Origin of the sequence: Streptococcus timonensis, assembly GCF_047460355.1 — a bacterium.
GTDB classification, from domain to species: Bacteria; Bacillota; Bacilli; order Lactobacillales; family Streptococcaceae; genus Streptococcus; species Streptococcus timonensis_A.
On the sequence record NZ_JASHGL010000003.1, the window covers coordinates 67089 to 89300 of the forward strand.

At 40.7% G+C, this 22212-nt stretch carries 21 protein-coding genes and 1 riboswitch; of the genes, 19 read left to right on the plus strand and 2 right to left on the minus strand.

Translation table 11 applies throughout. The annotated features are described in order from the left end of the window. Nucleotides 1–23 precede the first annotated feature (23 nt). From uvrA to QM941_RS05560, 10 genes are all read left to right on the plus strand, one after another. Complete coding sequence (gene uvrA / locus QM941_RS05515; protein WP_414339891.1) at nucleotides 24–2855, plus strand: excinuclease ABC subunit UvrA; 2832 nt, start codon at nucleotides 24–26, stop codon at nucleotides 2853–2855. Beyond that, nucleotides 2848–3909, plus strand: coding sequence for a M24 family metallopeptidase (locus QM941_RS05520; protein WP_414339558.1), 1062 nt, complete (start codon nucleotides 2848–2850; stop codon nucleotides 3907–3909). Before uvrA ends, QM941_RS05520 begins: the two co-directional genes overlap by 8 nt. 53 nt (nucleotides 3910–3962) lie before the next feature. Continuing rightward, a riboswitch (M-box (ykoK) riboswitch) is annotated at nucleotides 3963–4116 on the plus strand. A 298-nt stretch (nucleotides 4117–4414) separates the two neighbouring features. After that, nucleotides 4415–7075 carry a magnesium-translocating P-type ATPase gene (mgtA, locus tag QM941_RS05525; RefSeq protein WP_414339560.1) on the plus strand — a complete coding sequence of 887 codons (2661 nt, stop codon included), beginning with the start codon at nucleotides 4415–4417 and terminating at the stop codon, nucleotides 7073–7075. A 135-nt stretch (nucleotides 7076–7210) separates the two neighbouring features. Next, entirely contained in the window at nucleotides 7211–7609 is a 399-nt protein-coding gene (gene spx / locus QM941_RS05530; RefSeq protein WP_414339561.1) for a transcriptional regulator Spx, read from the plus strand. 66 nt (nucleotides 7610–7675) lie between these two features. Next, entirely contained in the window at nucleotides 7676–8248 is a 573-nt protein-coding gene (locus QM941_RS05535) for an SP0191 family lipoprotein (protein ID WP_414339563.1), read from the plus strand. A 97-nt stretch (nucleotides 8249–8345) separates the two neighbouring features. Further along, nucleotides 8346–8612, plus strand: coding sequence for an IreB family regulatory phosphoprotein (locus QM941_RS05540; protein WP_000507060.1), 267 nt, complete (start codon nucleotides 8346–8348; stop codon nucleotides 8610–8612). A gap of 3 nt (nucleotides 8613–8615) precedes the next feature. Further along, nucleotides 8616–9035, plus strand: a complete 420-nt coding sequence (gene ruvX / locus QM941_RS05545) for a Holliday junction resolvase RuvX (protein WP_414339565.1) — start codon at nucleotides 8616–8618, stop codon at nucleotides 9033–9035. 15 nt (nucleotides 9036–9050) lie between these two features. Continuing rightward, entirely contained in the window at nucleotides 9051–9356 is a 306-nt protein-coding gene (locus tag QM941_RS05550) for a DUF1292 domain-containing protein (protein ID WP_414262608.1), read from the plus strand. A 531-nt stretch (nucleotides 9357–9887) separates the two neighbouring features. After that, complete coding sequence (locus QM941_RS05555) at nucleotides 9888–11138, plus strand: bifunctional folylpolyglutamate synthase/dihydrofolate synthase (protein ID WP_414339567.1); 1251 nt, start codon at nucleotides 9888–9890, stop codon at nucleotides 11136–11138. A gap of 86 nt (nucleotides 11139–11224) precedes the next feature. Then, nucleotides 11225–11650 (plus strand): SP_0198 family lipoprotein, encoded by a 426-nt coding sequence (locus tag QM941_RS05560; protein ID WP_414339569.1) that lies wholly within the window; start codon nucleotides 11225–11227, stop codon nucleotides 11648–11650. A gap of 125 nt (nucleotides 11651–11775) precedes the next feature. Here the strand turns inward: QM941_RS05560 and QM941_RS05565 are convergent, their stop codons facing one another. Beyond that, on the minus strand, nucleotides 11776–12588 hold the full coding sequence (locus QM941_RS05565) for a Cof-type HAD-IIB family hydrolase (protein ID WP_414339571.1): 813 nt from the start codon (nucleotides 12586–12588) through the stop codon (nucleotides 11776–11778). Between the two features lie 198 nt (nucleotides 12589–12786). Between QM941_RS05565 and QM941_RS05570 the strand changes: the two genes are divergently transcribed. The 7 genes from QM941_RS05570 (at nucleotide 12787) to QM941_RS05600 (ending at nucleotide 19198) form a co-directional block, all read left to right on the plus strand. Continuing rightward, complete coding sequence (locus tag QM941_RS05570) at nucleotides 12787–14208, plus strand: NCS2 family permease (protein WP_414339573.1); 1422 nt, start codon at nucleotides 12787–12789, stop codon at nucleotides 14206–14208. Between the two features lie 92 nt (nucleotides 14209–14300). Further along, nucleotides 14301–14744: a tRNA (adenosine(37)-N6)-threonylcarbamoyltransferase complex ATPase subunit type 1 TsaE gene (gene tsaE / locus QM941_RS05575; RefSeq protein ID WP_414339575.1), complete on the plus strand. Its 444-nt coding sequence runs from the start codon at nucleotides 14301–14303 to the stop codon at nucleotides 14742–14744. Further along, nucleotides 14734–15252, plus strand: coding sequence for an N-acetyltransferase family protein (locus QM941_RS05580; protein ID WP_414339577.1), 519 nt, complete (start codon nucleotides 14734–14736; stop codon nucleotides 15250–15252). The genes tsaE and QM941_RS05580 overlap by 11 nt, the downstream gene beginning before the upstream one ends. Nucleotides 15253–15259: 7 nt before the next feature. Continuing rightward, nucleotides 15260–16279, plus strand: a complete 1020-nt coding sequence (gene brpA / locus QM941_RS05585; RefSeq protein ID WP_414339578.1) for a biofilm formation/cell division transcriptional regulator BrpA — start codon at nucleotides 15260–15262, stop codon at nucleotides 16277–16279. Nucleotides 16280–16357: 78 nt separating this feature from the next. Then, nucleotides 16358–17614: a competence/damage-inducible protein A gene (locus QM941_RS05590; protein ID WP_414339580.1), complete on the plus strand. Its 1257-nt coding sequence runs from the start codon at nucleotides 16358–16360 to the stop codon at nucleotides 17612–17614. Nucleotides 17615–17667: 53 nt separating this feature from the next. Further along, a complete protein-coding gene (gene recA, locus QM941_RS05595) occupies nucleotides 17668–18819 on the plus strand; it encodes a recombinase RecA (RefSeq protein ID WP_414339582.1) in 1152 nt (383 codons plus the stop codon). 184 nt (nucleotides 18820–19003) lie between these two features. Next, the gene (locus tag QM941_RS05600) at nucleotides 19004–19198 is read left to right on the plus strand and encodes a PspC domain-containing protein (RefSeq protein WP_414339583.1); all 195 of its coding nucleotides are present in this window, start codon (nucleotides 19004–19006) and stop codon (nucleotides 19196–19198) included. A gap of 142 nt (nucleotides 19199–19340) precedes the next feature. Here QM941_RS05600 and QM941_RS05605 read toward each other — a convergent pair whose 3' ends face one another. After that, nucleotides 19341–19895 carry a GNAT family N-acetyltransferase gene (locus QM941_RS05605; RefSeq protein WP_414339584.1) on the minus strand — a complete coding sequence of 185 codons (555 nt, stop codon included), beginning with the start codon at nucleotides 19893–19895 and terminating at the stop codon, nucleotides 19341–19343. A 121-nt stretch (nucleotides 19896–20016) separates the two neighbouring features. On the opposite strand from QM941_RS05605, the gene QM941_RS05610 reads away from it, so the two are divergent. Then, nucleotides 20017–21387 carry an MATE family efflux transporter gene (locus QM941_RS05610; RefSeq protein ID WP_414339585.1) on the plus strand — a complete coding sequence of 457 codons (1371 nt, stop codon included), beginning with the start codon at nucleotides 20017–20019 and terminating at the stop codon, nucleotides 21385–21387. A gap of 95 nt (nucleotides 21388–21482) precedes the next feature. Next, nucleotides 21483–22199, plus strand: a complete 717-nt coding sequence (locus tag QM941_RS05615) for a YebC/PmpR family DNA-binding transcriptional regulator (RefSeq protein WP_414339586.1) — start codon at nucleotides 21483–21485, stop codon at nucleotides 22197–22199. The last annotated feature ends 13 nt before the right edge of the window (nucleotides 22200–22212 follow it).

The following is a 22212-nucleotide window of genomic DNA, read 5'->3' on the forward strand; positions in this document are numbered from 1 at the left end:
ACAATGGACTAGAAAGAAGTAACATGCAAGATAAGATTGTCATCCATGGGGCACGCGCCCATAATTTAAAAAATATAGATGTGGAAATTCCGCGTGACAAGCTAGTTGTGGTGACGGGACTATCTGGATCAGGAAAGTCTAGTTTAGCCTTTGATACCCTTTATGCAGAAGGACAACGCCGCTACGTAGAAAGTCTGTCAGCCTATGCTCGTCAGTTTTTGGGCAATATGGAAAAGCCAGATGTGGACTCTATCGATGGTCTCAGTCCTGCCATTTCCATTGACCAGAAGACGACCAGTAAAAATCCTCGTTCGACGGTTGGGACAACGACGGAAATCAACGACTATCTACGTCTCCTCTATGCTCGTGTAGGGACACCCTACTGTATCAATGGTCATGGGGCTATCAAGGCTTCTTCTGTTGAACAGATTGTGGACAAGGTTTTGGAATTGCCAGAACGCCAACGCTTGCAAATTTTGGCTCCTGTCATTCGTAAGAAAAAGGGTCAGCATAAGACGCTGATTGAAAAGATTCAAAAGGATGGTTATGTTCGTGTCCGTGTCGATGGAGTTGTTTACGATGTGACCGAAGTTCCAGAACTTGAAAAGAATAAGCAACACAATATTGATGTGGTGGTAGACCGTATTATCATCAAGGAAGGTATCCGTAGTCGTCTCTTTGACTCCATCGAAGCAGCCCTTCGTATCGCAGAAGGTTATGTGGTCATCGATACTATGGATGATTCAGAGTTGCTTTTTTCAGAACACTATGCTTGTCCAGTTTGCGGCTTTACAGTTCCGGAACTAGAACCTCGTCTCTTCTCCTTCAATGCACCATTTGGTTCTTGTAGTGAGTGTGATGGTTTGGGGATCAAGCTAGAGGTTGATACGGACTTAGTCGTACCAGATGCTAGCAAGACCCTTCGTGAGGGAGCCTTAGCACCTTGGAATCCTATCTCTTCTAACTATTATCCAAATATGCTAGAACAAGCCATGACAGCCTTTGGAGTGGATATGGATACTCCTTTTGAGGACTTGTCTGAGGAGGAGAAACATCTCATTTTCTATGGTTCAGATGGTAAGGAATTCCATTTCCATTATGAAAATGAATTTGGTGGGGTTCGTGACATCGACATTCCTTTTGAAGGTATTATAGGGAATATTAAGCGACGTTACCATGAAACCAATAGTGACTACACCCGCACACAGATGCGCCTTTATATGAATGAGCTAACTTGTGGCACTTGTCACGGTTATCGCCTCAACGATCAGGCCTTATCCGTTCGTGTAGGAGGAGAGAAAGCCCCTCATATTGGAGAAATTTCAGACCTCTCCATCGCAGACCATTTGGAGGTTATTGATCAACTAAGCCTATCTGAAAATGAAGCTATCATCGCTCGTCCTATTCTTAAAGAAATCAAAGACCGCTTGACCTTCCTCAATAATGTCGGACTCAACTATCTGACCCTTTCTCGTTCGGCAGGAACCCTATCAGGAGGGGAGAGTCAGCGTATTCGCTTGGCAACCCAGATTGGTTCCAATCTCTCAGGAGTTCTCTATATCCTTGATGAGCCGTCTATCGGTCTTCACCAGAGGGACAATGACCGTCTGATTGCCAGTCTGAAAAAGATGCGTGATTTGGGAAACACCTTGATCGTAGTAGAACATGATGAAGATACCATGCGAGAAGCCGATTATCTGATTGATGTTGGCCCTGGTGCAGGGGTCTTTGGTGGAGAGATTGTAGCAGCAGGAACGCCTAAGCAGGTGGCTCGCAACAGTAAGTCAATTACAGGACAGTATCTATCAGGAAAACGTGCGATTCTAGTGCCGTCAGAACGCCGTGTAGGAAATGGTCGCTTTATTGAGGTGACTGGAGCGCGTGAAAACAACCTACAAAATATCACCGCTCGCTTCCCACTCGGGAAATTCATTGCGGTGACAGGGGTGTCTGGTTCAGGGAAGTCGACACTCATTAACAGTATTCTCAAAAAAGCCATTGCTCAAAAGCTCAATCGCAATTCAGACAAGCCTGGAAAGTTTAAGGTGATTACAGGGATTGAGCATGTAGACCGCTTGATTGACATTGACCAGAGCCCGATTGGACGAACACCAAGGTCCAATCCTGCAACCTATACAGGTGTCTTTGACGATATTCGAGACCTTTTTGCCCAAACCAATGAAGCCAAGATTCGAGGTTACAAAAAGGGTCGCTTCAGTTTCAATGTCAAGGGTGGTCGCTGTGAGGCCTGCTCAGGTGACGGGATTATCAAGATTGAGATGCACTTCTTGCCAGACGTATACGTAGCTTGTGAAGTCTGCCATGGAACCCGCTATAACAGTGAAACCCTAGAAGTTCACTACAAGGAAAAGAATATCTCGCAAGTCTTGGATATGACAGTCAATGATGCGGTGGACTTCTTCCAACATATTCCTAAGATTCAACGCAAACTCCAGACTATCAAAGATGTTGGTCTAGGCTATGTGACCTTGGGACAACCAGCTACGACACTTTCTGGAGGAGAGGCTCAACGGATGAAGTTAGCTAGCGAACTCCACAAGCGCTCGACAGGTAAGTCTTTCTATATCTTAGACGAACCAACAACTGGTCTTCATACCGAGGATATCGCGCGTCTACTGAAGGTTTTGTCTCGCTTTGTCGATGATGGAAATACAGTTCTCGTGATTGAGCACAATCTGGATGTCATCAAAACAGCAGACCATATTATCGACTTAGGACCAGAAGGCGGTGTTGGTGGTGGTACCATCATTGCAACAGGAACTCCAGAGGAAGTAGCTGCTAATGAAGCTAGCTATACAGGACAGTATTTGAAAGGAAAGTTACATCATGAATAAACGTGTGCAAGCATTTCTCGATAAAATGCAAGAAAAAGAATTAGATGGAATCATTATCAATAACCTTAAAAATGTCTACTATTTGACAGGTTTTTGGGGTTCAAATGGGACAGTCTTTATCAGTCGTGACCGTCAGGTCTTAGTGACAGATGCCCGCTATATTATCGCTGCTAAGCAGGAAGTTACTAGTTTTGAGATTTTTGCAGAGCGTGACGAGCTGGCTACTATCGCAAAAATTGCGAAAGACATGGGTCTTTCTCGTATCGGGTTTGAAGATGAAATCTCGGTTTCTTATTACCACCGCATGCAAGCCGCTTTTGAAGGTTTGGAATTAATTCCTCAGACACAGTTTGTTGAAGCGCTTCGCATGATTAAGGATGAAACAGAGATTGCGACTATTCGTAAGGCTTGTTCAATCTCAGATCAAGCTTTCCACGATGCGCTTGAATTTATCAAGCCTGGTAAGACAGAGATTGAAATTGCCAACTTCCTTGATTTCCGTATGCGTGAGCTGGGAGCAGCAGGTTTGTCTTTTGATACCATCTTAGCGAGCGGTATCAACTCTTCTAAACCCCATGCCCACCCAATGCACAAGTCAGTTGAACTAGGCGAAGCTATTACCATGGACTTCGGATGCCTTTACGAGCATTATGTGAGTGATATGACTCGTACCATCTACCTAGACCATGTCAGCGACGAACAAGCAGAAATCTACAACACTGTTTTAAAAGCCAACCAAGCATTAATTGACCAAGCTAAGGCTGGCTTAGGTTTCCGTGACTTTGACAAGATTCCTCGTGATATTATTGTGGAAGCAGGCTATGGAGAATACTTTACTCACGGTATCGGGCACGGTATCGGGCTTGATATCCACGAAGAACCTTACTTTAGCCAAATTTCCAAAGAAGTTATCAAAACTGGTATGGTCTTGACTGATGAACCAGGTATTTATATTGAAGGTAAATACGGGGTTCGTATCGAAGACGATATCCTGATTACAGATACCGGTTGTGAGTTATTAACCCTTGCTCCAAAAGAATTAATCGTAATCTAAGAAAAATGAGATAAATGGTTGACTTTTACTAGTTAAAGGTTTATACTGAAAGGCGAAAACGGTAGGTGAGGCTACCATAGGGATACGGATGACTACCGCAAAGCAGTGGAGACACTACTCGTTGGTCAACAGTCCTGGTCGCGAAGGTCAAGACTAAGCTCATTACATCGCCCTATGGAGTTAAAGCTTGAACGAAAACAGATAATCAGTTTTTTAGTCCTGCCATTTTATGGCAGGATTTTCTGCTGTTTTAAAACAAAGAAAGGAGACAAACGATGCAAATTGACGACCATCCAGAACCGCACATACACAGCCAATCGCTGATTTGTGTCGTTCTGTCCCTATAAAGTGATTGGTCTCTGTGTATGATACTCTTTGAAAATCAAATTCAAACCACGTCAACGTCGCCTTGCCGTACTCAAGTACATCCTGTGGCTAGTTTCCTAGTTTGCTCTTTGATTTTCATTGAGTATGAAATCACTATTCATACAGATAGGAGAAACCAATGAAAACTACAAAAGAAAGATTAGCAGCAGCTATTCAAACACCATTCAAAGACAGTCTAGCTTTTTACCATACAAGTCTAAAAGGCTTAGACCAAGAACAAGTCGAAGAAAACCGTGACCTATATGGTGAAAACACGATTACCAAGGGTCAAGAGGATTCCATCTATAAAAAGATTTATGAGTCCATTATCAATCCTTTCACAATCATTTTGCTTGTGATTGCCTTTATTTCTCTCGTTACAAACGTCTGGCTTGCCAAACCTGGCCAAGAGGACCCTACGACCTCTATTATTATCGTTGTCTTGGTTTTGATTTCAGGAGGCATTCGTTTTGTCCAAGAGTTGCGGAGTGATAAGGCAACAACCAACCTTTCAAAAATGATTGTCAACACTGCAACTGTTATTCGCGATGGCCTTGAACAAGAGTTGCCAATCGATGAGTTGGTTGTGGGAGATCTCGTGAAATTGAGTGCGGGAGACATGATTCCAGCAGATGTCATCTTATTTGAATCCCGCGACTTTTTCATTCAACAGTCAAGTTTGACTGGAGAAAGTGATGCAGTTGAAAAGCTTGCTTTAAATAAAGCGACTAGTCAAAATGTAGATAGCCTCTTAGAAGCAGAATCTTTGGCATTCATGGGGACAAACGTTATCTCAGGAAGTGCTACAGCTATGGTTCTAGCGGTTGGTGATGATACCTTGATGGGAGCTATTGAGCAAACTCTTAATACTTACGATGAGCCAACTTCTTTTGAACGTGAAATGAACAGCATTTCTTGGCTCTTGATCCGCTTGATGCTTGTCATGGTTCCGATTGTGTTTTTTGCAAATGGTTTAACCGATGGAGACTGGCTAGAGGCTGGAGTATTTGCCTTGAGCGTGGGTGTCGGACTGACACCAGAAATGCTTCCGATGATTATTACAGCCAGCTTAGCAAAAGGTTCCATTATCATGGCCAAGGAAAAGGTAGTCATCAAAAAACTCAATGCTATCCAAGACTTAGGAGCAATCGATATCCTTTGTACGGATAAAACTGGAACTCTAACGCAAGATGAGATTGTCTTAGAATATCCCTTGGATATCCATGGTGATTTGGATATGGCAGTCTTAAGAAGAGCCTATCTAAATTCACATTTTCAAACAGGTTTGAAAAACTTGATGGACCGTGCCATCATCAGTAGAACTGAAAAAGAAGCCAAGGAACATGTTATCCTACAAAATCTAGACACCAGCTTCCAAAAAATCGACGAACTTCCATTTGACTTTGAGCGCAGACGCATGAGTGTTATCGTCAAAGATGATAGCAATGTTGTTAGTATGGTTACCAAAGGCGCCTTGGAAGAAATGTTGACCATTTCGACACATGTGGAATATCGTGGAGAAATAATCCCTATTACTGAAGAAATTCGTCAAGAAGTACTGGCAGAAGTTGGTCAATTAAATCGTCAAGGCTTACGTGTATTAGGTGTTGGCTACAAGTCAGGTCTACGTGAAGATTATGCCTATGCTGTGGATGATGAAAGTGACATGATCCTTACGGGTTACCTTGCCTTCTTGGATCCACCAAAACCATCTGCAGCACCCGCTATCCAAGCTTTGTTTGAGCATGGTGTCAGAACAAAAATTTTAACTGGGGATAATGAAAAAGTAACCCAAGCCATCTGTGAAAAGGTTGGTTTGGATGTTGAGCAGATGCTTTTGGGAGCTGATATCGACCAAATGACAGACCAAGAGTTGGCAGAAGCGGTTGAAAGTGTAACAGTCTTTGCTAAATTGTCACCTGACCAAAAAGCCCGCATCATTCTACAATTGAAGAAAAATGGCCATGTCGTTGGTTATATGGGTGACGGTATTAATGATGCTCCATCTATGAAGGTGGCAGATGTTGGAATTTCCGTTGATACAGCAGTAGATATCGCAAAGGAAACAGCTGATGTTATTTTGCTGGACAAGGATCTCATGGTTCTTGAAACAGGTATCGTTGAAGGCCGTAAGGTCTACGCCAACATGACCAAATATATTAAGATGACCGTTAGTTCAAACTTTGGGAATATCTTCTCACTATTGGTTGCAAGTATCTTCTTGCCATTTTTACCAATGGCTCCTGTTCATCTCATTGTCCTAAACCTAGTCTACGATTTATCTTGTGTGGCATTGCCGTTTGATAACGTGGATCAAGACTTCCTAAAACAACCCCATACATGGGAAGCAAAATCCATTACGCGATTTATGGTTTGGATGGGTCCAATCTCATCTGTCTTTGACATTTTGACCTTTATTTTCCTCTACTTTATCATTGTTCCTTTGGTGACAGGCCACCATTATGTTCACGGGGCTGAATCTGCCCTTCAGTTTATTATCTTATTCCAAACAGGATGGTTCATTGAATCTATGTGGTCTCAAACCATGGTTATCCATATGCTTCGTACGGCAAAAGTTCCTTTTGTACAAAGCAGACCAGCTTGGCTTGTGATCTTGACAACCTTGGTTGCCGCAATTTTCGTATCTAGTCTGCCTTATGGAGCATTAGCTGGCGTCCTTCGCTTAGCACCATTGGGAATTCCTTACTTCTTATTCCTAGCCCTCATTATTTTCTTGTATATGATAAGTGTCACAACAATCAAGAATTTTTATATAAAAAAATATAAAGAATGGTTATAGTTCGTAATTTGTCAAGAAAAAAGTTCGAAAATCTCAAAAAAAGTTAATTTTTTTCAAAAATAGGTCGCAAGTCCGATGTTATTTATGGTATAATAGATTATACTGATAGAAACATGTAGCGAAAGGGGTAGGTACATGATCAAAATTTATACAGTCTCAAGTTGTACTAGCTGTAAAAAAGCTAAAACCTGGCTCAATGCCCACCAGTTAACTTATAAGGAACAAAACCTTGGAAAAGAAGGAATTTCGCGAGAAGAACTACTTGATATTTTAACTAAGACAGATAATGGAATTGCTAGCATCGTATCATCAAAAAATCGCTATGCTAAAGCCCTAGGTGTTGACATCGAAGATTTGAGTGTCAATGAGGTGCTCACCTTAATCATGGAGACACCACGTATCCTAAAAAGTCCAATTCTAGTAGATGAGAAACGTTTGCAAGTTGGCTATAAAGAAGATGATATTCGAGCTTTCTTGCCGCGATCTGTACGAAATGTAGAAAATGCTGAAGCACGTTTGCGTGCTGCACTATAAAACATCAAGGCTGGGAATAACTCCTAGCCTTCTCTAATATGTATCAATTTAAAAAGGTGAAGATTTATGAAAAAGTTAGTAATCGGAATGCTCATTGCTTTGTTTATGTTGGTGGGGTGTGGACAAAAAAAAGAGTCTACAGAGTCTACGACTGAGAGTACGCAAGAAGCTCTTCAAGCAACCTTACCCATCCTAGAAAATGCAACTAATAATACAGTGGTTACCAAGACTATTATTTTGCCTGTTGATGAAAATGGAAATCAACAGACCCAAATAGTTACATACAAAGGTAAGCAATTTTTGAGTTTAACTATTATTCAGAAACGTCCAGTCACAGATGATCTAAAGCAGTTTATTACTGAGCAAGGTTTAGAAGAAACCAAAAAAGCTTTAAAAGAAGCTGAAGATAAGGATGAAACAGTTCAAGAAGCTAGAAAGATAACAGGTTTTACAATTGAAACTAGCCTCCTAAATGAATCTGAAATGGAGACAAAAACTAGCTATGATTTCCAAGTTATGGATATCAAGAAAGCTAGTGAAGCGGAGTTTATAAAGAATGTTGGCTTAGAGAATCTTTTGAAAAACGAACCTGAAGAATACATTGAAAGCAGAGTTGCGAATGGAGCAACTGTTCAATAGGCAGATCGCAGAAAATCAGTAGAATCAGACAGTGTTATTTGAAGAACGACTGTGAATGTGCTATAATAATAGTATTCTAAGGAAAGAGGGTGTTAGAATGGGATTTACTGAAGAAACCGTACGTTTTAAATTGGATGATTCCAATAAAAAAGAAATCAGCGAAACATTGACAGATGTCTATGCTTCTCTGAACGAAAAGGGCTATAACCCGATTAATCAGATTGTAGGCTATGTTCTCAGTGGAGACCCAGCTTACGTTCCTCGTTATAACAATGCGCGTAATCAGATTCGTAAGTATGAGCGAGATGAAATCGTTGAAGAATTGGTTCGCTACTACCTTAAGGGACAAGGAGTCGATCTATAATCTATGAGAATTATGGGATTGGACGTTGGTTCAAAAACAGTAGGAGTAGCGATTAGTGACCCACTAGGTTTTACGGCTCAGGGACTTGAAATCATCCAAATCAATGAAGATCAAGGTCAGTTTGGCTTTGAACGAATCAAGGAATTGGTTGATAGCTATAAGGTGGAGTGCTTTGTTGTTGGTTTACCAAAAAACATGAACAACACTAGTGGACCGCGGGTGGAAGCTAGTCAGGCATATGGTGAAAAGTTGGTAGATCTCTTTGGTTTACCGGTAGACTACCAAGATGAGCGCTTGACTACGGTAGCTGCAGAACGTATGTTGATTGAGCAAGCGGATATTAGTCGCAATAAGCGTAAAAAAGTTATTGATAAATTAGCAGCTCAGTTAATTTTACAAAATTATTTAGATAGAAAATTTTAAGACAGAGGAGATAATATGTCACACAATCACAACCACGATCACGAAGAACGTGAATTAATTACACTTGTAGATGAGCAGGGAAATGAAACCTTGTTTGAAATTCTTTTAACAATTGATGGCAAAGAAGAGTTTGGTAAAAACTATGTTCTTCTAGTACCAGTTAATGCAGAAGAAGACGAAGATGGACAAGTGGAAATCCAAGCATACTCATTCACTGAAAATGAAGATGGGACAGAAGGCGAATTGCAACCAATCCCAGAAGATTCAGAAGATGAGTGGAACATGATTGAAGAAGTCTTCAACAGCTTTATGGAGGAGTGATACAGTCTGGTAGACTGTATCAGCCCAGTTCCTTGAAATAAGAGAGAACTGGTGAGACCGGGGAACGTTTTTAGCCCAACTCCTAGAAACTAGAAAGAGTTGGAACATCCGGGGGATGTTTTTAGCACTGCGCTAGAAAATAGAAACGCAGGTAGTCTGGTAGACTGTATCAGCCCTGCTTCTAGAAATAAGAAAAAGCAGGAAAATCTGGTGAACGTTTTTAGCCTGACGCTAAAAATAAAAACCGTCAGTAAGTTCGGGGGACGTTTTTAGTTTATATTGAAATAAAATATAGCTAGGGATTAGCTAATTAGGTAAGAGGTTGGGATAAAAATCCCGGCCTCGTTTTTTATTAGCCATCAAATTTTGACGCGATAGTTGATTGGACTTTTTGGTGAAAAATTTCATTTTTTCTATCCGCAACCTTCAACAATCAAATGAATTGTTGAAGCCTCGCGAGACTGGGACTACGAAATCGAGACTTCGTCAATTGATTTCTGTCCCACCGCCTTTTTTATTAAGGAGACAAGCATGTTTGAAGTAGAAAAATGGCTTCATAGTCGGATTGGATTGAACTTTAGATCTGGTTTGGGACGGATACAAGAAGCTGTAAATTTACTAGGAAATCCTGAACAATCTTATCCTATAATCCATGTCACAGGGACTAATGGCAAGGGTTCTACTATTGCTTTTATGAGAGAGTTGTTTATTTCTCATGACAAGAAAGTAGGGACCTTTACTTCGCCCCACATTGTCAGCATCCATGACCGTATCTGCATTAATGGTGAACCCATATCGGACGAAGATTTTATTCGTTTAGCAGATCAAGTCAAAGCAATGGAGCAAAGACTTTTAGAAACCCACGATCAGCTCTCTTTTTTTGAGTTGCTGACCTTGATTGCTTTACTTCATTTTAAAGAGCAGGAAGTGGATCTGGTTTTGCTGGAAGTCGGGATTGGGGGACTGTTAGACACAACCAACGTGGTAACTGGAGAGATTGCAGTCATCACATCAATCGGCCTCGATCACCAGGAGACCTTGGGCGATAGTTTAGCAGCAATTGCAGAGCAGAAAGCAGGAATTTTTAAGCCCGGGAGATCAGCTGTGATTGCAAATTTAACTCTTGAAGCACAGTTGGTTTGTCAAAGGACTGCGAATGATTTGGGTGTGACTCTCTACCAAGCTAACAAAGATTTTTCTTTCCGAAATGGGAACTTCTATTCTTCTCTAGCTGACTTGCACCACCTAATATTGGGATTAGAGGGAGCCTATCAGGAGGAAAATGCAGCTCTTGCCTTGCAAGCTTTTCTTCTATTTATGAAAGCTAGACAAGAACTTGTTCGGGAAGAAGCGGTTCGACATGCCTTACAAGCGACCAAATGGGCAGGGCGCTTAGAGGCTGTCACCAAGCATATTTACCTAGATGGCGCTCATAATTTACAAGCTCTAGAGCGTTTGGTTGAGTTTATCCAAGAAAAAATACAGCAAGGGTATCAGCCTCAAATCCTATTTGGTGCGCTAAAGCGGAAAGATTATAGTGGGATGCTTACTTATTTAACAGAGCATTTGCCTGATGTAGCTCTCTATGTTACGAGTTTTGACTATCAGGGTTCCTTGGAAGAGCAAGACTTTGGAGATTATACAAGCATTGCTTCATATCGAGATTTTATAGATAATTTTGAAGCTTCTGCAGGGGAGCAAGACTTGCTATTTGTGACAGGCTCTCTCTATTTTATATCTGAGGTTCGCGCTTGTCTTATGAAACAAAAGTCATTTGATTGACCCTCCTATCTTTATTTGTTATAGTAAAGGTGTGGTGGCTCGGCAGGGTTATTCTGTTTTTAAGCCACTAAAAGAAAGGAGACATGATGTCACTAAAAAAATTCACACTTTCTCTTGCTTCTTTGGCAAGTCTTAGTCTCTTAGTTGCATGTTCACCAAAAGAGCAGGCAGCTCCTTCAACTCAAGCAAGCACCAGTACGGAAGTAACAACTGGTCAGCAAGTGGAAACGACTATTTCTAGTTCGACGGCTAGTTCAGTAACTAACATTGATGGAACCTATAAAGGGCAAGATGAGGGAGATAGCATTACTCTCGTTGTTACTGGTAATACTGGAACATGGACGGAAGTAGAGCCTGATGGTGATCAGGAAATTAAGAAGGTAACTTTCGAACCAGAAAACCAGAGAGTCTTTGTTGGAGATGACATCAAAGTTTATGTAGCAGATGGTAATCAAATTATCATTGATGATATGGATCGTGAAATTTCTGATCGTATTGTTTTAAAGAAATAGAAAATGTAGGAACTTGCGCCTAGATAAGGCTGGGACAAGTTCCTTTTTTTATTCTTGGACAAGGAAAAGCCCCATACCTTTCTTGTAGAATTTTCTACAAGAGAGGTATGAGACTGCTACAATTATTAAAGGAATCGCTCGCGTAAAAAGTGAGCAACGCCATCTTCCTCGTTGGTTAGTGGTAATTGGTCATCTGCAAAAGAGAGTAGGGCTGGATTGGCGTTTTTCATGGCATAGCCTTTACCTGCGAAAGAAAGCATCTCTGTATCATTGTGCTCATCTCCAAAGGCAATCAAGTCCTGTTTGTCCCTATTCATAACCCTGAGTAGATATTCGAGGGCAAAGGCTTTGTGAACACCTTTCGGTGTACATTCAAGGATGTTTAAAGGACCACCCCAGGTATTAATATTAAGTTGGTATTGGTAAAACCTGTTCATTTCTTCTGCTAGAGCATACTTGTCGCTTGCTCTAGTCTGCAATAAAATACAGTTGGGATCCTTGGTTACCAAGTCGGAATTGAATTGATTCTCGGGCTGGAAGTTTTCTACCCCAAATAGTCTAGGATCAGCAATTTCATGGTCTGGTGCTGTAATGTAGAACTTTTTTCGGTATTCACCAGCAATAAAGTCTGCCTCGATTTCCTCTTTTCGCGCGACCATATCTAAAAGATATTTTTTATCAACGGTCAGACACTTTTCGTGTTCCCAAACCTTGCCAGGTAGGTGGATGAGAGAGCCATTGAAGTTAATCATAGGTGTTTCTAATTCCAGTTGATGGTAAAAGTCTTTGGCCATACGGTAAGGGCGGCCTGTTGCAATGATGACATGGTGCCCCTTTTTAGAGATTTGTTTAATAGTATCTTTGGTAAAATCAGATAGTTTGCTTTCTCCATTGAGTAAGGTGCCGTCTAGGTCAACGGCGATAATTTTTTTTGTCATAAGTTCCTCCCCAATCTAGTTTCAGATAAGATGCTTCCTATTATATCAAAAAGATGAGAGAAAAGCTGATTAGAAGCGGGACTAGTCGGAACAACAATTACTAAGAATTTTCAAATTTTTTTAAAAACATATTGAAAAACTGAATGATAGATGATATAATGGTTATATTGTTCGTAAAATGACAAAAGGAGATTAAAAATGGACAAACTATTTAAACTAAAGGAGCACGGGACTGACGTCCGAACAGAAGTGCTTGCTGGTTTAACAACTTTCTTTGCAATGAGTTATATTCTCTTTGTAAACCCTCAAATGCTTTCACAAACTGGAATGCCAGTTCAGGGTGTATTCCTTGCTACGATTATTGGTTCTGTTGTCGGAACTTTAATGATGGCTTTCTATGCAAACTTACCATATGCTCAAGCTCCAGGTATGGGTCTCAATGCCTTCTTTACCTTTACAGTTGTATTTGGTATGGGTTATAAGTGGCAAGAAGCTCTTGGCATGGTCTTTATCTGTGGGATTATTTCTCTTATCATTACATTAACCAATGTTCGCAAAATGATTATTGACTCAATTCCTGGAACACTTCGTTCAGCAATTTCAGCTGGTATTGGTATTTTCCTTGCCTATGTTGGTATTAAGAATGCTGGTCTCTTGAAATTCTCAATTGACCCAGGTACTTATACAGTGGCGGGTGAAGGTGCAGATAAGGCGCAAGCAGCTATTACAGCCAATTCAGCAGCGGTTCCTGGTTTGGTAGATTTCAACAATCCAGCTGTCCTAGTGGCTCTGGCAGGTCTTGCTATTACTATTTTCTTTGTCGTTAAAGGTATCAAGGGTGGGATCATCCTTTCTATCTTAACAACGACAGTCCTTGCTATTGCGGTTGGTGTTGTTGATTTGTCTACCATCGACTTTGCAAGCAACAACCTAGCATCTGCTGTTAATGACTTGGGAACTTTATTTGGTGCAGGTCTTGGTTCAGAGGGCTTGGGTTCACTGATTTCAAATACATCTCGTTTACCAGAAACCTTGATGGCTATTTTGGCTTTCTCATTGACAGATATTTTTGATACCATCGGTACCCTTATCGGTACAGGTGAAAAAGTTGGGATCATTGCAACAAGTGGTGAAAACCATGAGTCAAACAAGTTGGACAAGGCTCTCTACTCTGACTTGGTGGCGACTTCTGTTGGAGCCATTGCAGGTACTTCAAACGTTACGACATATATCGAATCAGCAGCTGGTATCGGTGCTGGTGGACGTACCGGTTTGACAGCTTTAGTAGTTGCTATCTGTTTTGCCTTATCAAGTTTCTTTAGCCCACTTCTAGCCATTGTTCCTTCAGCTGCGACAGCACCAATTTTGATTATCGTCGGAATTATGATGCTCTCTAACTTGAAAAACATTCCTTGGGATGATATGTCAGCAGCAGTTCCAGCTTTCTTCACATCAATCTTCATGGGATTCAGTTACTCAATTACCCAAGGGATTGCGATTGGTTTCTTGACTTATACTTTGACAAAACTTGTTAAAGGTGAAGTGAAAGATATTCATGCTATGATTTGGATTTTAGATGCTTTGTTTATCTTGAACTACATCAGCATGGCTCTAAACTAAAGATTAATTTTTTCAAAAAGGCAGGAGGATTCTCCTCCTTTTTTTATTGATAGAAATGTCACAATGGAAAAACTTTTTGGTATAATGGTTACATGTACACAAAAAATGAAGATGAGCTCGTAGCCTTTGGGGAAAAATTAGGTACTCTACTAGAAAAAAATGATGTTTTGATTTTGACTGGAGAATTAGGTGCGGGGAAAACAACATTCACAAAGGGTTTGGCCAAGGGTTTAGGCATTGATCAAATGATTAAGAGTCCTACTTACACCATTGTTAGAGAGTATGAAGGGCGTTTACCCCTGTATCACTTGGATGTTTACCGCATCGAAGGGGATGCTGACTCGATTGACCTGGATGAGTTCCTCTTTGGAGCTGGCGTAACCGTCATTGAATGGGGCCATCTTTTAGGCCAGAATCTTCCCTCAGATTATTTGGAGATAGAAATTCTTAAAAAAGACGAGGGACGTGAGCTTGTATTTCACGCTAATGGCAATAGAGCAACAGACTTGTTAAAGGAGTTGACGGATGGAGTATGATCTGTTAATCCGTGAAGCAGAAATTTCAGATGCTTCGGAAGTCATAGCCCTTTTAGATCAAATTGGGCAAGAATCTAGTTTTACCAGTCTGGATGAAAATGGACTTTCCATAAGTGAGTCTGAGATGCAAATTTTCATCGATAAACAGGCTCAGTCTGAAAATCAGATAACTTTGCTAGCTTTTTTAAATGATGAATTAGCAGGAATTATCAACGTAACCGCAGACCAACGTCCAAGAGTTCGACATATCGGAGATATTTTCTTAGGCATCAAAAAAACCTTTTGGGGTTCTGGACTTGGTAGTATCTTGATGGAAGAAGCTATTGAATGGGCTAAAACTAGCGGTGTCATCCGTCGCTTGCAATTGACGGTTCAGAAACGCAATCTTGCAGCTATCCATTTATATGAAAAAATGGGCTTTATCACAGAAGGGTTACAGGAACGCGGTGCTTGTATAGAGAGAGGAGAGTTTCTAGATGTTTATCTAATGGGTAAACTGATAGATTAATAAGAGTATGGTAAAAAAAATAATTGGCATGTTTTTAGGTTTGGTTCTAGTAACCACGCTAGGTCTGGGTACATATGCTTACACAATCTACCAGCAAAGTACACAGACTTTAGCAAAAACTTATAAAAAAATTGGTGAAGAAACAAAGGTTATTGAGGCAACTGAACCTCTGACGATTTTACTGATGGGTGTAGATACGGGAAACGTTGAACGTACAGATCCATGGGCAGGAAACAGTGACTCTATGATTTTGGTAACAGTGAATCCTAAGACCAAAAAAACTATCATGATGAGTCTGGAGCGTGATATTCTTACGCAAATCCAGCAAGCAGATGGTAGTGTTATTGAGGCTAAGCTAAATGCTGCATATGCAAACGGTGGGGCAGAACTAGCGATTTCTACTATTGAAAAAATGATGAATATCCACATCGACCGCTATGTCATGGTTAATATGCATGGTCTTCAAAGAATGGTTGATGCTGTTGGTGGTGTTACTGTCAATAACACTCTTGGTTTCCCAATTTCTATTCAAGACCAAGAACCCTTTAATACAATCTCTATTGGGGTTGGGGAGCAGACTTTAAACGGTGAAGAGGCTCTCGTTTATTCACGGATGCGCTATCAAGATCCTGAAGGGGACTATGGCCGTCAAAAACGTCAACGTGAAGTGATTCAGAAGGTTGTTGAAAAGATTATTAGTTTAAATAGTATTAGTCATTACCAAGATATTTTAAAAGCACTTAGTGATAATATGCAGACAAATATCGAGATAACGACCACAACAATTCCTCAGCTGATGGGCTATCAGGATTCCTTTAAAAACATTGAGCCCCACCAATTAAGAGGTGAGGGGGAAATGCTTCAAGGAATTTCTTACCAAATTGTTACTTCAGAACATATGTTAGAGATGCAAAATCTTTTACGCCGTTCGCTCGGGCAACCAGAGGTTACGAATTTGGAGACTAATGTAGTCTTATATGAGAATCTCCTTGGTCAATTTAATCAACCTCTACAAGAGTCAGAATAATATGAGACTAGTAGTCAAATCGCAGGAAAAATCCTGCGATTTTTTCAAAGAAAAACGAATAGGTAAGTAGGAGGGAAAATGAAAGCAGAAATTATTGCTGTTGGGACGGAGATTTTGACAGGTCAAATCGTCAATACCAATGCCCAATTTTTATCTGAAAAGCTAGCAGAAATTGGTGTAGATGTCTATTTTCAAACTGCTGTAGGAGATAATGAGACTCGACTTTTATCTCTGCTAGAGATTGCTAAAAACCGCAGCCAACTCATTGTTTTGACAGGAGGATTAGGGCCGACAGAGGATGATTTGACCAAACAGACACTGGCTAAATTTCTGGAACGCGACCTAGTTTTTGATAGTGAGGCTCAAGAAAAACTGGATCTTTTCTTTGCCCAGAGACCTGATTATGCCCGGACTCCAAATAATGAGCGTCAAGCGCAGATCATCCGAGGCTCAACTCCGTTACCAAATGAAACTGGTCTTGCAGTTGGTGGTATGATTGAGGTGGAAGGAGTTACCTATGTTGTTCTCCCTGGACCACCTAGTGAATTGAAACCTATGGTTCTAAATGAGTTGTTGCCAAGATTGACGACAGGTGCTAAATTATACTCAAGGGTACTTCGATTCTTTGGGATAGGAGAGAGTCAGCTAGTCACTATCTTAGCAGATTTAATCGAACAACAAACGGATCCAACCTTGGCACCTTATGCTAAAACTGGGGAAGTGACCCTTCGCTTATCGACCAAGGCTAAGAGTCAAGAAGAAGCGGATCGTGTTCTAGATACTCTAGAACAACAAATCCTTGAAAGAGAAACCTTTGAGGGTGTTTTACTTCGAGAAAAATGCTATGGCTATGGGGAAGAAACCAGCTTGGCTAGCCTGGTAGTAGAAGAGTTGAAAAAGCAAAAGAAAATCATTACCGCAGCAGAAAGCTTGACTGCAGGTCTTTTTCAAGCTACTTTGGCAGATTTTTCAGGAGCCTCAACCATCTTTAAGGGAGGTTTTGTGACTTATAGCCTTGAAGAAAAAGCTAAGATGCTGGAAATTCCAGCTCATGAGTTGGAAAAACATGGAGTAGTGTCAGCCTTTACGGCGGAAAAAATGGCAGAGCAATCACGGCTTAAAACCCAGTCGGACTTTGGAGTTAGCTTGACAGGAGTGGCTGGTCCGGATAGTCTAGAAGGGCATCCTGCTGGTACAGTTTTTATCGGTTTGTCTCAAGCATCCGGCACAGAAGTTGTTCAGGTCAATATTGCAGGTCGAAGTCGAGCAGATGTTCGTAAAATTGCGGTCATGCATGCCTTCAACTTGGTTCGCAAGGCTTTATTAAGTGAGTGACTTTTGATATAATAGAAACAGGTCTAAAGATCGTTAGAATATAGGAGAATAAAATGGCGAAAAAACCAACAAAGAAATTAGACGAAATTGGCAAAAAATTTGGTGCCGACCGTGAAAAAGCTTTGAACGATGCCCTTAAATTGATTGAAAAGGATTTTGGTAAGGGATCAATCATGCGTTTGGGTGAACGCGCTGAGCAAAAAGTCCAAGTCATGAGTTCAGGCTCATTGGCACTTGATATTGCACTCGGTTCAGGTGGTTATCCTAAGGGACGTATCATTGAAATCTATGGTCCAGAGTCATCAGGTAAGACAACCGTTGCCTTGCATGCTGTAGCGCAAGCACAAAAAGAAGGTGGGATCGCTGCCTTTATCGATGCAGAGCACGCCCTTGATCCAGCCTATGCAGCTGCATTAGGAGTTAACATTGACGAATTACTCTTGTCGCAACCTGACTCAGGTGAGCAAGGTCTTGAAATTGCAGGGAAATTGATTGATTCAGGTGCAGTTGACCTTGTCGTTATCGACTCTGTTGCAGCCCTTGTTCCTCGTGCTGAAATCGATGGAGACATCGGAGATAGCCACGTTGGTCTTCAAGCTCGTATGATGAGTCAGGCTATGCGTAAACTTGGAGCTTCTATCAACAAGACAAAGACAATTGCTATCTTCATCAACCAGTTGCGTGAAAAAGTAGGGGTTATGTTTGGAAATCCAGAGACAACTCCTGGTGGACGCGCCCTTAAATTCTATGCTTCAGTCCGTTTGGATGTGCGTGGAAGTACACAAATCAAGGGAACTGGTGATCAAAAAGATACGAACGTTGGTAAAGAAACTAAGATTAAAGTTGTGAAAAACAAGGTGGCTCCACCGTTCAAAGAAGCTCTTGTTGAAATCATGTATGGTGAAGGGATTTCTAGAACTGGTGAACTCTTGAAGATTGCTAGTGATTTGGATATTATCCAAAAAGCAGGTGCTTGGTACTCATACAAGGGTGAAAAAATCGGACAAGGTTCTGAGAATGCTAAGAAATACTTGGCAGATCACCCAGAAATCTTTGATGAAATTGACCACCAAGTTCGTGTCCACTTTGGCTTGATTGAAGATGATGAAGTAGCTAAAAAATCTAGTGCTACTGAGCCAGAAGCAGCCAATCAAGAAGTAACGCTTGACCTTGGCGATGATCTTGAAATCGAAATTGAAGATTAAAAAGTAAAAGCGGAGAGAAACTCTCCGCTTTTTCTATTCTTAAGATATGAAGGATAACTATCCAGATTTTCTAGGGCTAAAACGTTTATATTAGAATTTTTAGAGCATAGTCAAAAAAATATTGAAAAAAAATTAATTTGATGTTAAAATTAAATGTAAACAAAATATAAGGAGATTATATATAATGGAAAAACGTCTAGTTCGTAACGTTCAAGATAAAAAAATTGGTGGTGTTTGTGCAGGTCTTGCCGACTATTTTGATATTGACCCTACTCTGGTTCGTGCACTTTGGATCCTCTTCACTTTGTTAGGTGGTTCAGGAGTGCTTGCTTATGTTATTCTTTACTTCCTTCTTCCAGAAGCTGGAACAGAAGCTTAAGCTCGAGTGAATCAATAGAGTATATTTCTATATGAAAATAAAAAAACTGTATGTAATTCGTCTAGATTACATACAGTTTTTTAAGTTTTTCTCAGAGAAGGCTTTTTTAGCAAATAGGTATAAGACTCACTAGCTTTCTATTTTAGTGGTCACTGAAACGACGGTATTCGATGTGGAAGTCGAAGTAATTCTCGTCTTGCAATTTTTGAAAGATATTACGATAGGCTTCTTCGTCAAAGTGGTCACCACGATAGAGAATTTCAAAACTAAGGCCCTCATACTCTAAAAAAGCATTGGCTGTTTTGAAACCATTTTGTTTATAGAACTCCATTCGGGCTTTTCTCTGTTCTAGGTTATCGCAGTCTTCATCCAGTCTTTCCACTTCAAGAATCATCGTACGCTGATAAAAGTCAATCAACTTTTCAATAATTTCTTTTCCATAACCATGGCTTCGCAAATGAGGCATGATAGCGAAAAAACTGATGTAGAAAGCTTTTTGATTGGAGATGGCAAAGGCATAGCCAACAAACTCCTCCTCATTATAAAAGGCGAAAAAATGAGCGTCATCCCTATCTTGATACAGTAAAAATTCGTCTAAGGGCACCCGCTCTTCTTCGGGGAAGGCTTCAATATTTAATTTTCTAACCTTTTCAAGGTCTGGAAAGACATCTGTAATTAATTGGCTGGTTAAGCTCATACACAAACTCCTTTTCAGTCATGATTATATCAAAATGGCTCTTATCCGACAAGCGTTTTCATGGTAATCAAAGCTTTTATTTCGTCTTGTTACACTTATAGAAAGCTGATATAATAGCTCTATGAAGAAAAAATCAACTGTGGACCTAATTCATGGTCCTATCCTTCCATCACTCATCAGTTTCGCCTTTCCGATTCTCCTATCTAACATATTTCAGCAGCTCTATAACACTGCTGACATCTTGATTGTAGGTCGTTTTCTGGGACAAGAATCCTTGGCGGCTGTTGGAGCAACAACGGCAATTTTTGACTTGATTATTGGTTTTGCCCTGGGGGTTGGAAATGGGATGGGGGTTGTGATTGCCCGTTATTATGGAGCCCGTAACTTTACTAAGATCAAGGAAGCGGTCGCGGCAACTTGGATTTTGGGAGCTCTGTTAAGTGCTGTCGTGATGTTGCTGGGCTTTTTTGGTCTTTATCCTCTTCTACAATATCTGGATACACCTGCAGAAATTCTACCTCAATCTTATGACTATATTTCCATGATTGTTAGCTGTGTAGGTGTTAGTTTTGCATACAATCTTTTTGCAGGCTTATTACGATCTGTTGGAGATAGTCTAGCTGCTCTTGGATTTTTAATCTTTTCTGCGGTCATAAATGTGGCTCTGGATTTGTATTTCATCACTCAATTGCAGCTGGGTGTGCAGTCTGCTGGTCTTGCTACAATCATCTCGCAAGGTTTGTCGGCCATTCTTTGTTTTTACTATATCCGTAGGAGTATTCCAGAACTTGTGCCTAGCCTTAAGGACTTCAAGTGGGACAAGGCCTTGTACGTAGATCTGTTAGAACAAGGTTTAGCCATGGGTTTGATGGGATCTATTGTGTCCATTGGTAGTGTCATTTTACAGTCATCTGTCAATACTTTTGGAGCGGTCATTATCAGTGCCCAGACTGCTGCTCGACGCATTATGGCCTTTGCCCTTTTACCTATGACAGCTATTTCTTCAGCAATAACAACCTTCACTTCTCAAAACTTTGGAGCTAAAAGGCCAGATCGGATTGTCCAAGGTCTAAAAATTAGTAGTTTATTGAGCATGTCCTGGGCTGCTTTTGTCTGTGTATTTCTATTTTTTGCCAGTCCTAGCTTAGTTTCCTTTATCGCAAGCTCTACAGATCCTTACTTGCTAGAAAATGGGACCTTGTATCTACGACTTAGTTCTACTTTTTATCCATTCTTAAGTCTCCTTTTGATCTATCGAAATTGCATGCAAGGGCTAGGTCAAAAGCTATTACCCATGGTATCGAGCTTTATCGAGCTATTTGGGAAAATTATATTTGTTGCCTGGATTATCCCTTGGGCTGGCTATATAGGAGTCATTATATGTGAGCCGTTGATTTGGCTTGCTATGACCATCCAACTCTACTTCTCGATTTTCCGTTATCCTTTGATAGTAGAAGGGAAGAAAATCTTGGCGACTAAAGTCCAAGCCTAGTTTCTATAGAAAAGAAAATCCATTTCCTCTAGTGAAAATCAGATAGACTTGTGTTATAATAAAAAAGATTAAAATGTGAATAAAGGAGATTCCTAATGGGACGTAAATGGGCCAATATTGTAGCCAAGAAAACGGCTAAAGATGGAGCTAACTCTAAAGTATATGCAAAATTTGGTGTAGAAATCTATGTAGCAGCTAAAAAAGGCGATCCAGATCCAGAATCAAACTCAGCTTTGAAATTCGTTATCGACCGTGCGAAACAAGCGCAAGTACCAAAGCACGTTATCGATAAAGCAATCGATAAAGCAAAAGGAAACACAGACGAAACCTTTACAGAAGGACGTTACGAAGGTTTTGGACCAAATGGTTCTATGCTAATCGTCGACACTTTGACTTCAAATGTTAACCGTACAGCAGCTAATGTCCGTGCAGCCTTTGGTAAAAATGGTGGAAATATGGGAGCTTCAGGTTCAGTTTCTTACCTCTTTGACAATAAGGGTGTTATCGTATTTGAAGGTGATGATGCAGATGCCATCTTTGAGCTTTTGCTTGAAGCAGATGTAGACGTGGATGATGTAGAAGCAGAAGAAGGAACCATCACTGTTTACACAGCTCCAACTGACCTTCACAAGGCTATCGTTGCTTTGCGTGAGTCTGGTATCGAAGAATTCCAAGTCACAGAACTTGAGATGATTCCTCAATCAGAAGTTGAGCTTTCAGGAGATGACCTTGCAAACTTTGAAAAACTCTACGGTGTCCTTGAAGACGACGAAGACGTACAAAAAATCTATACTAACGTTGATGGATTTTAATAAAAAGCGAACA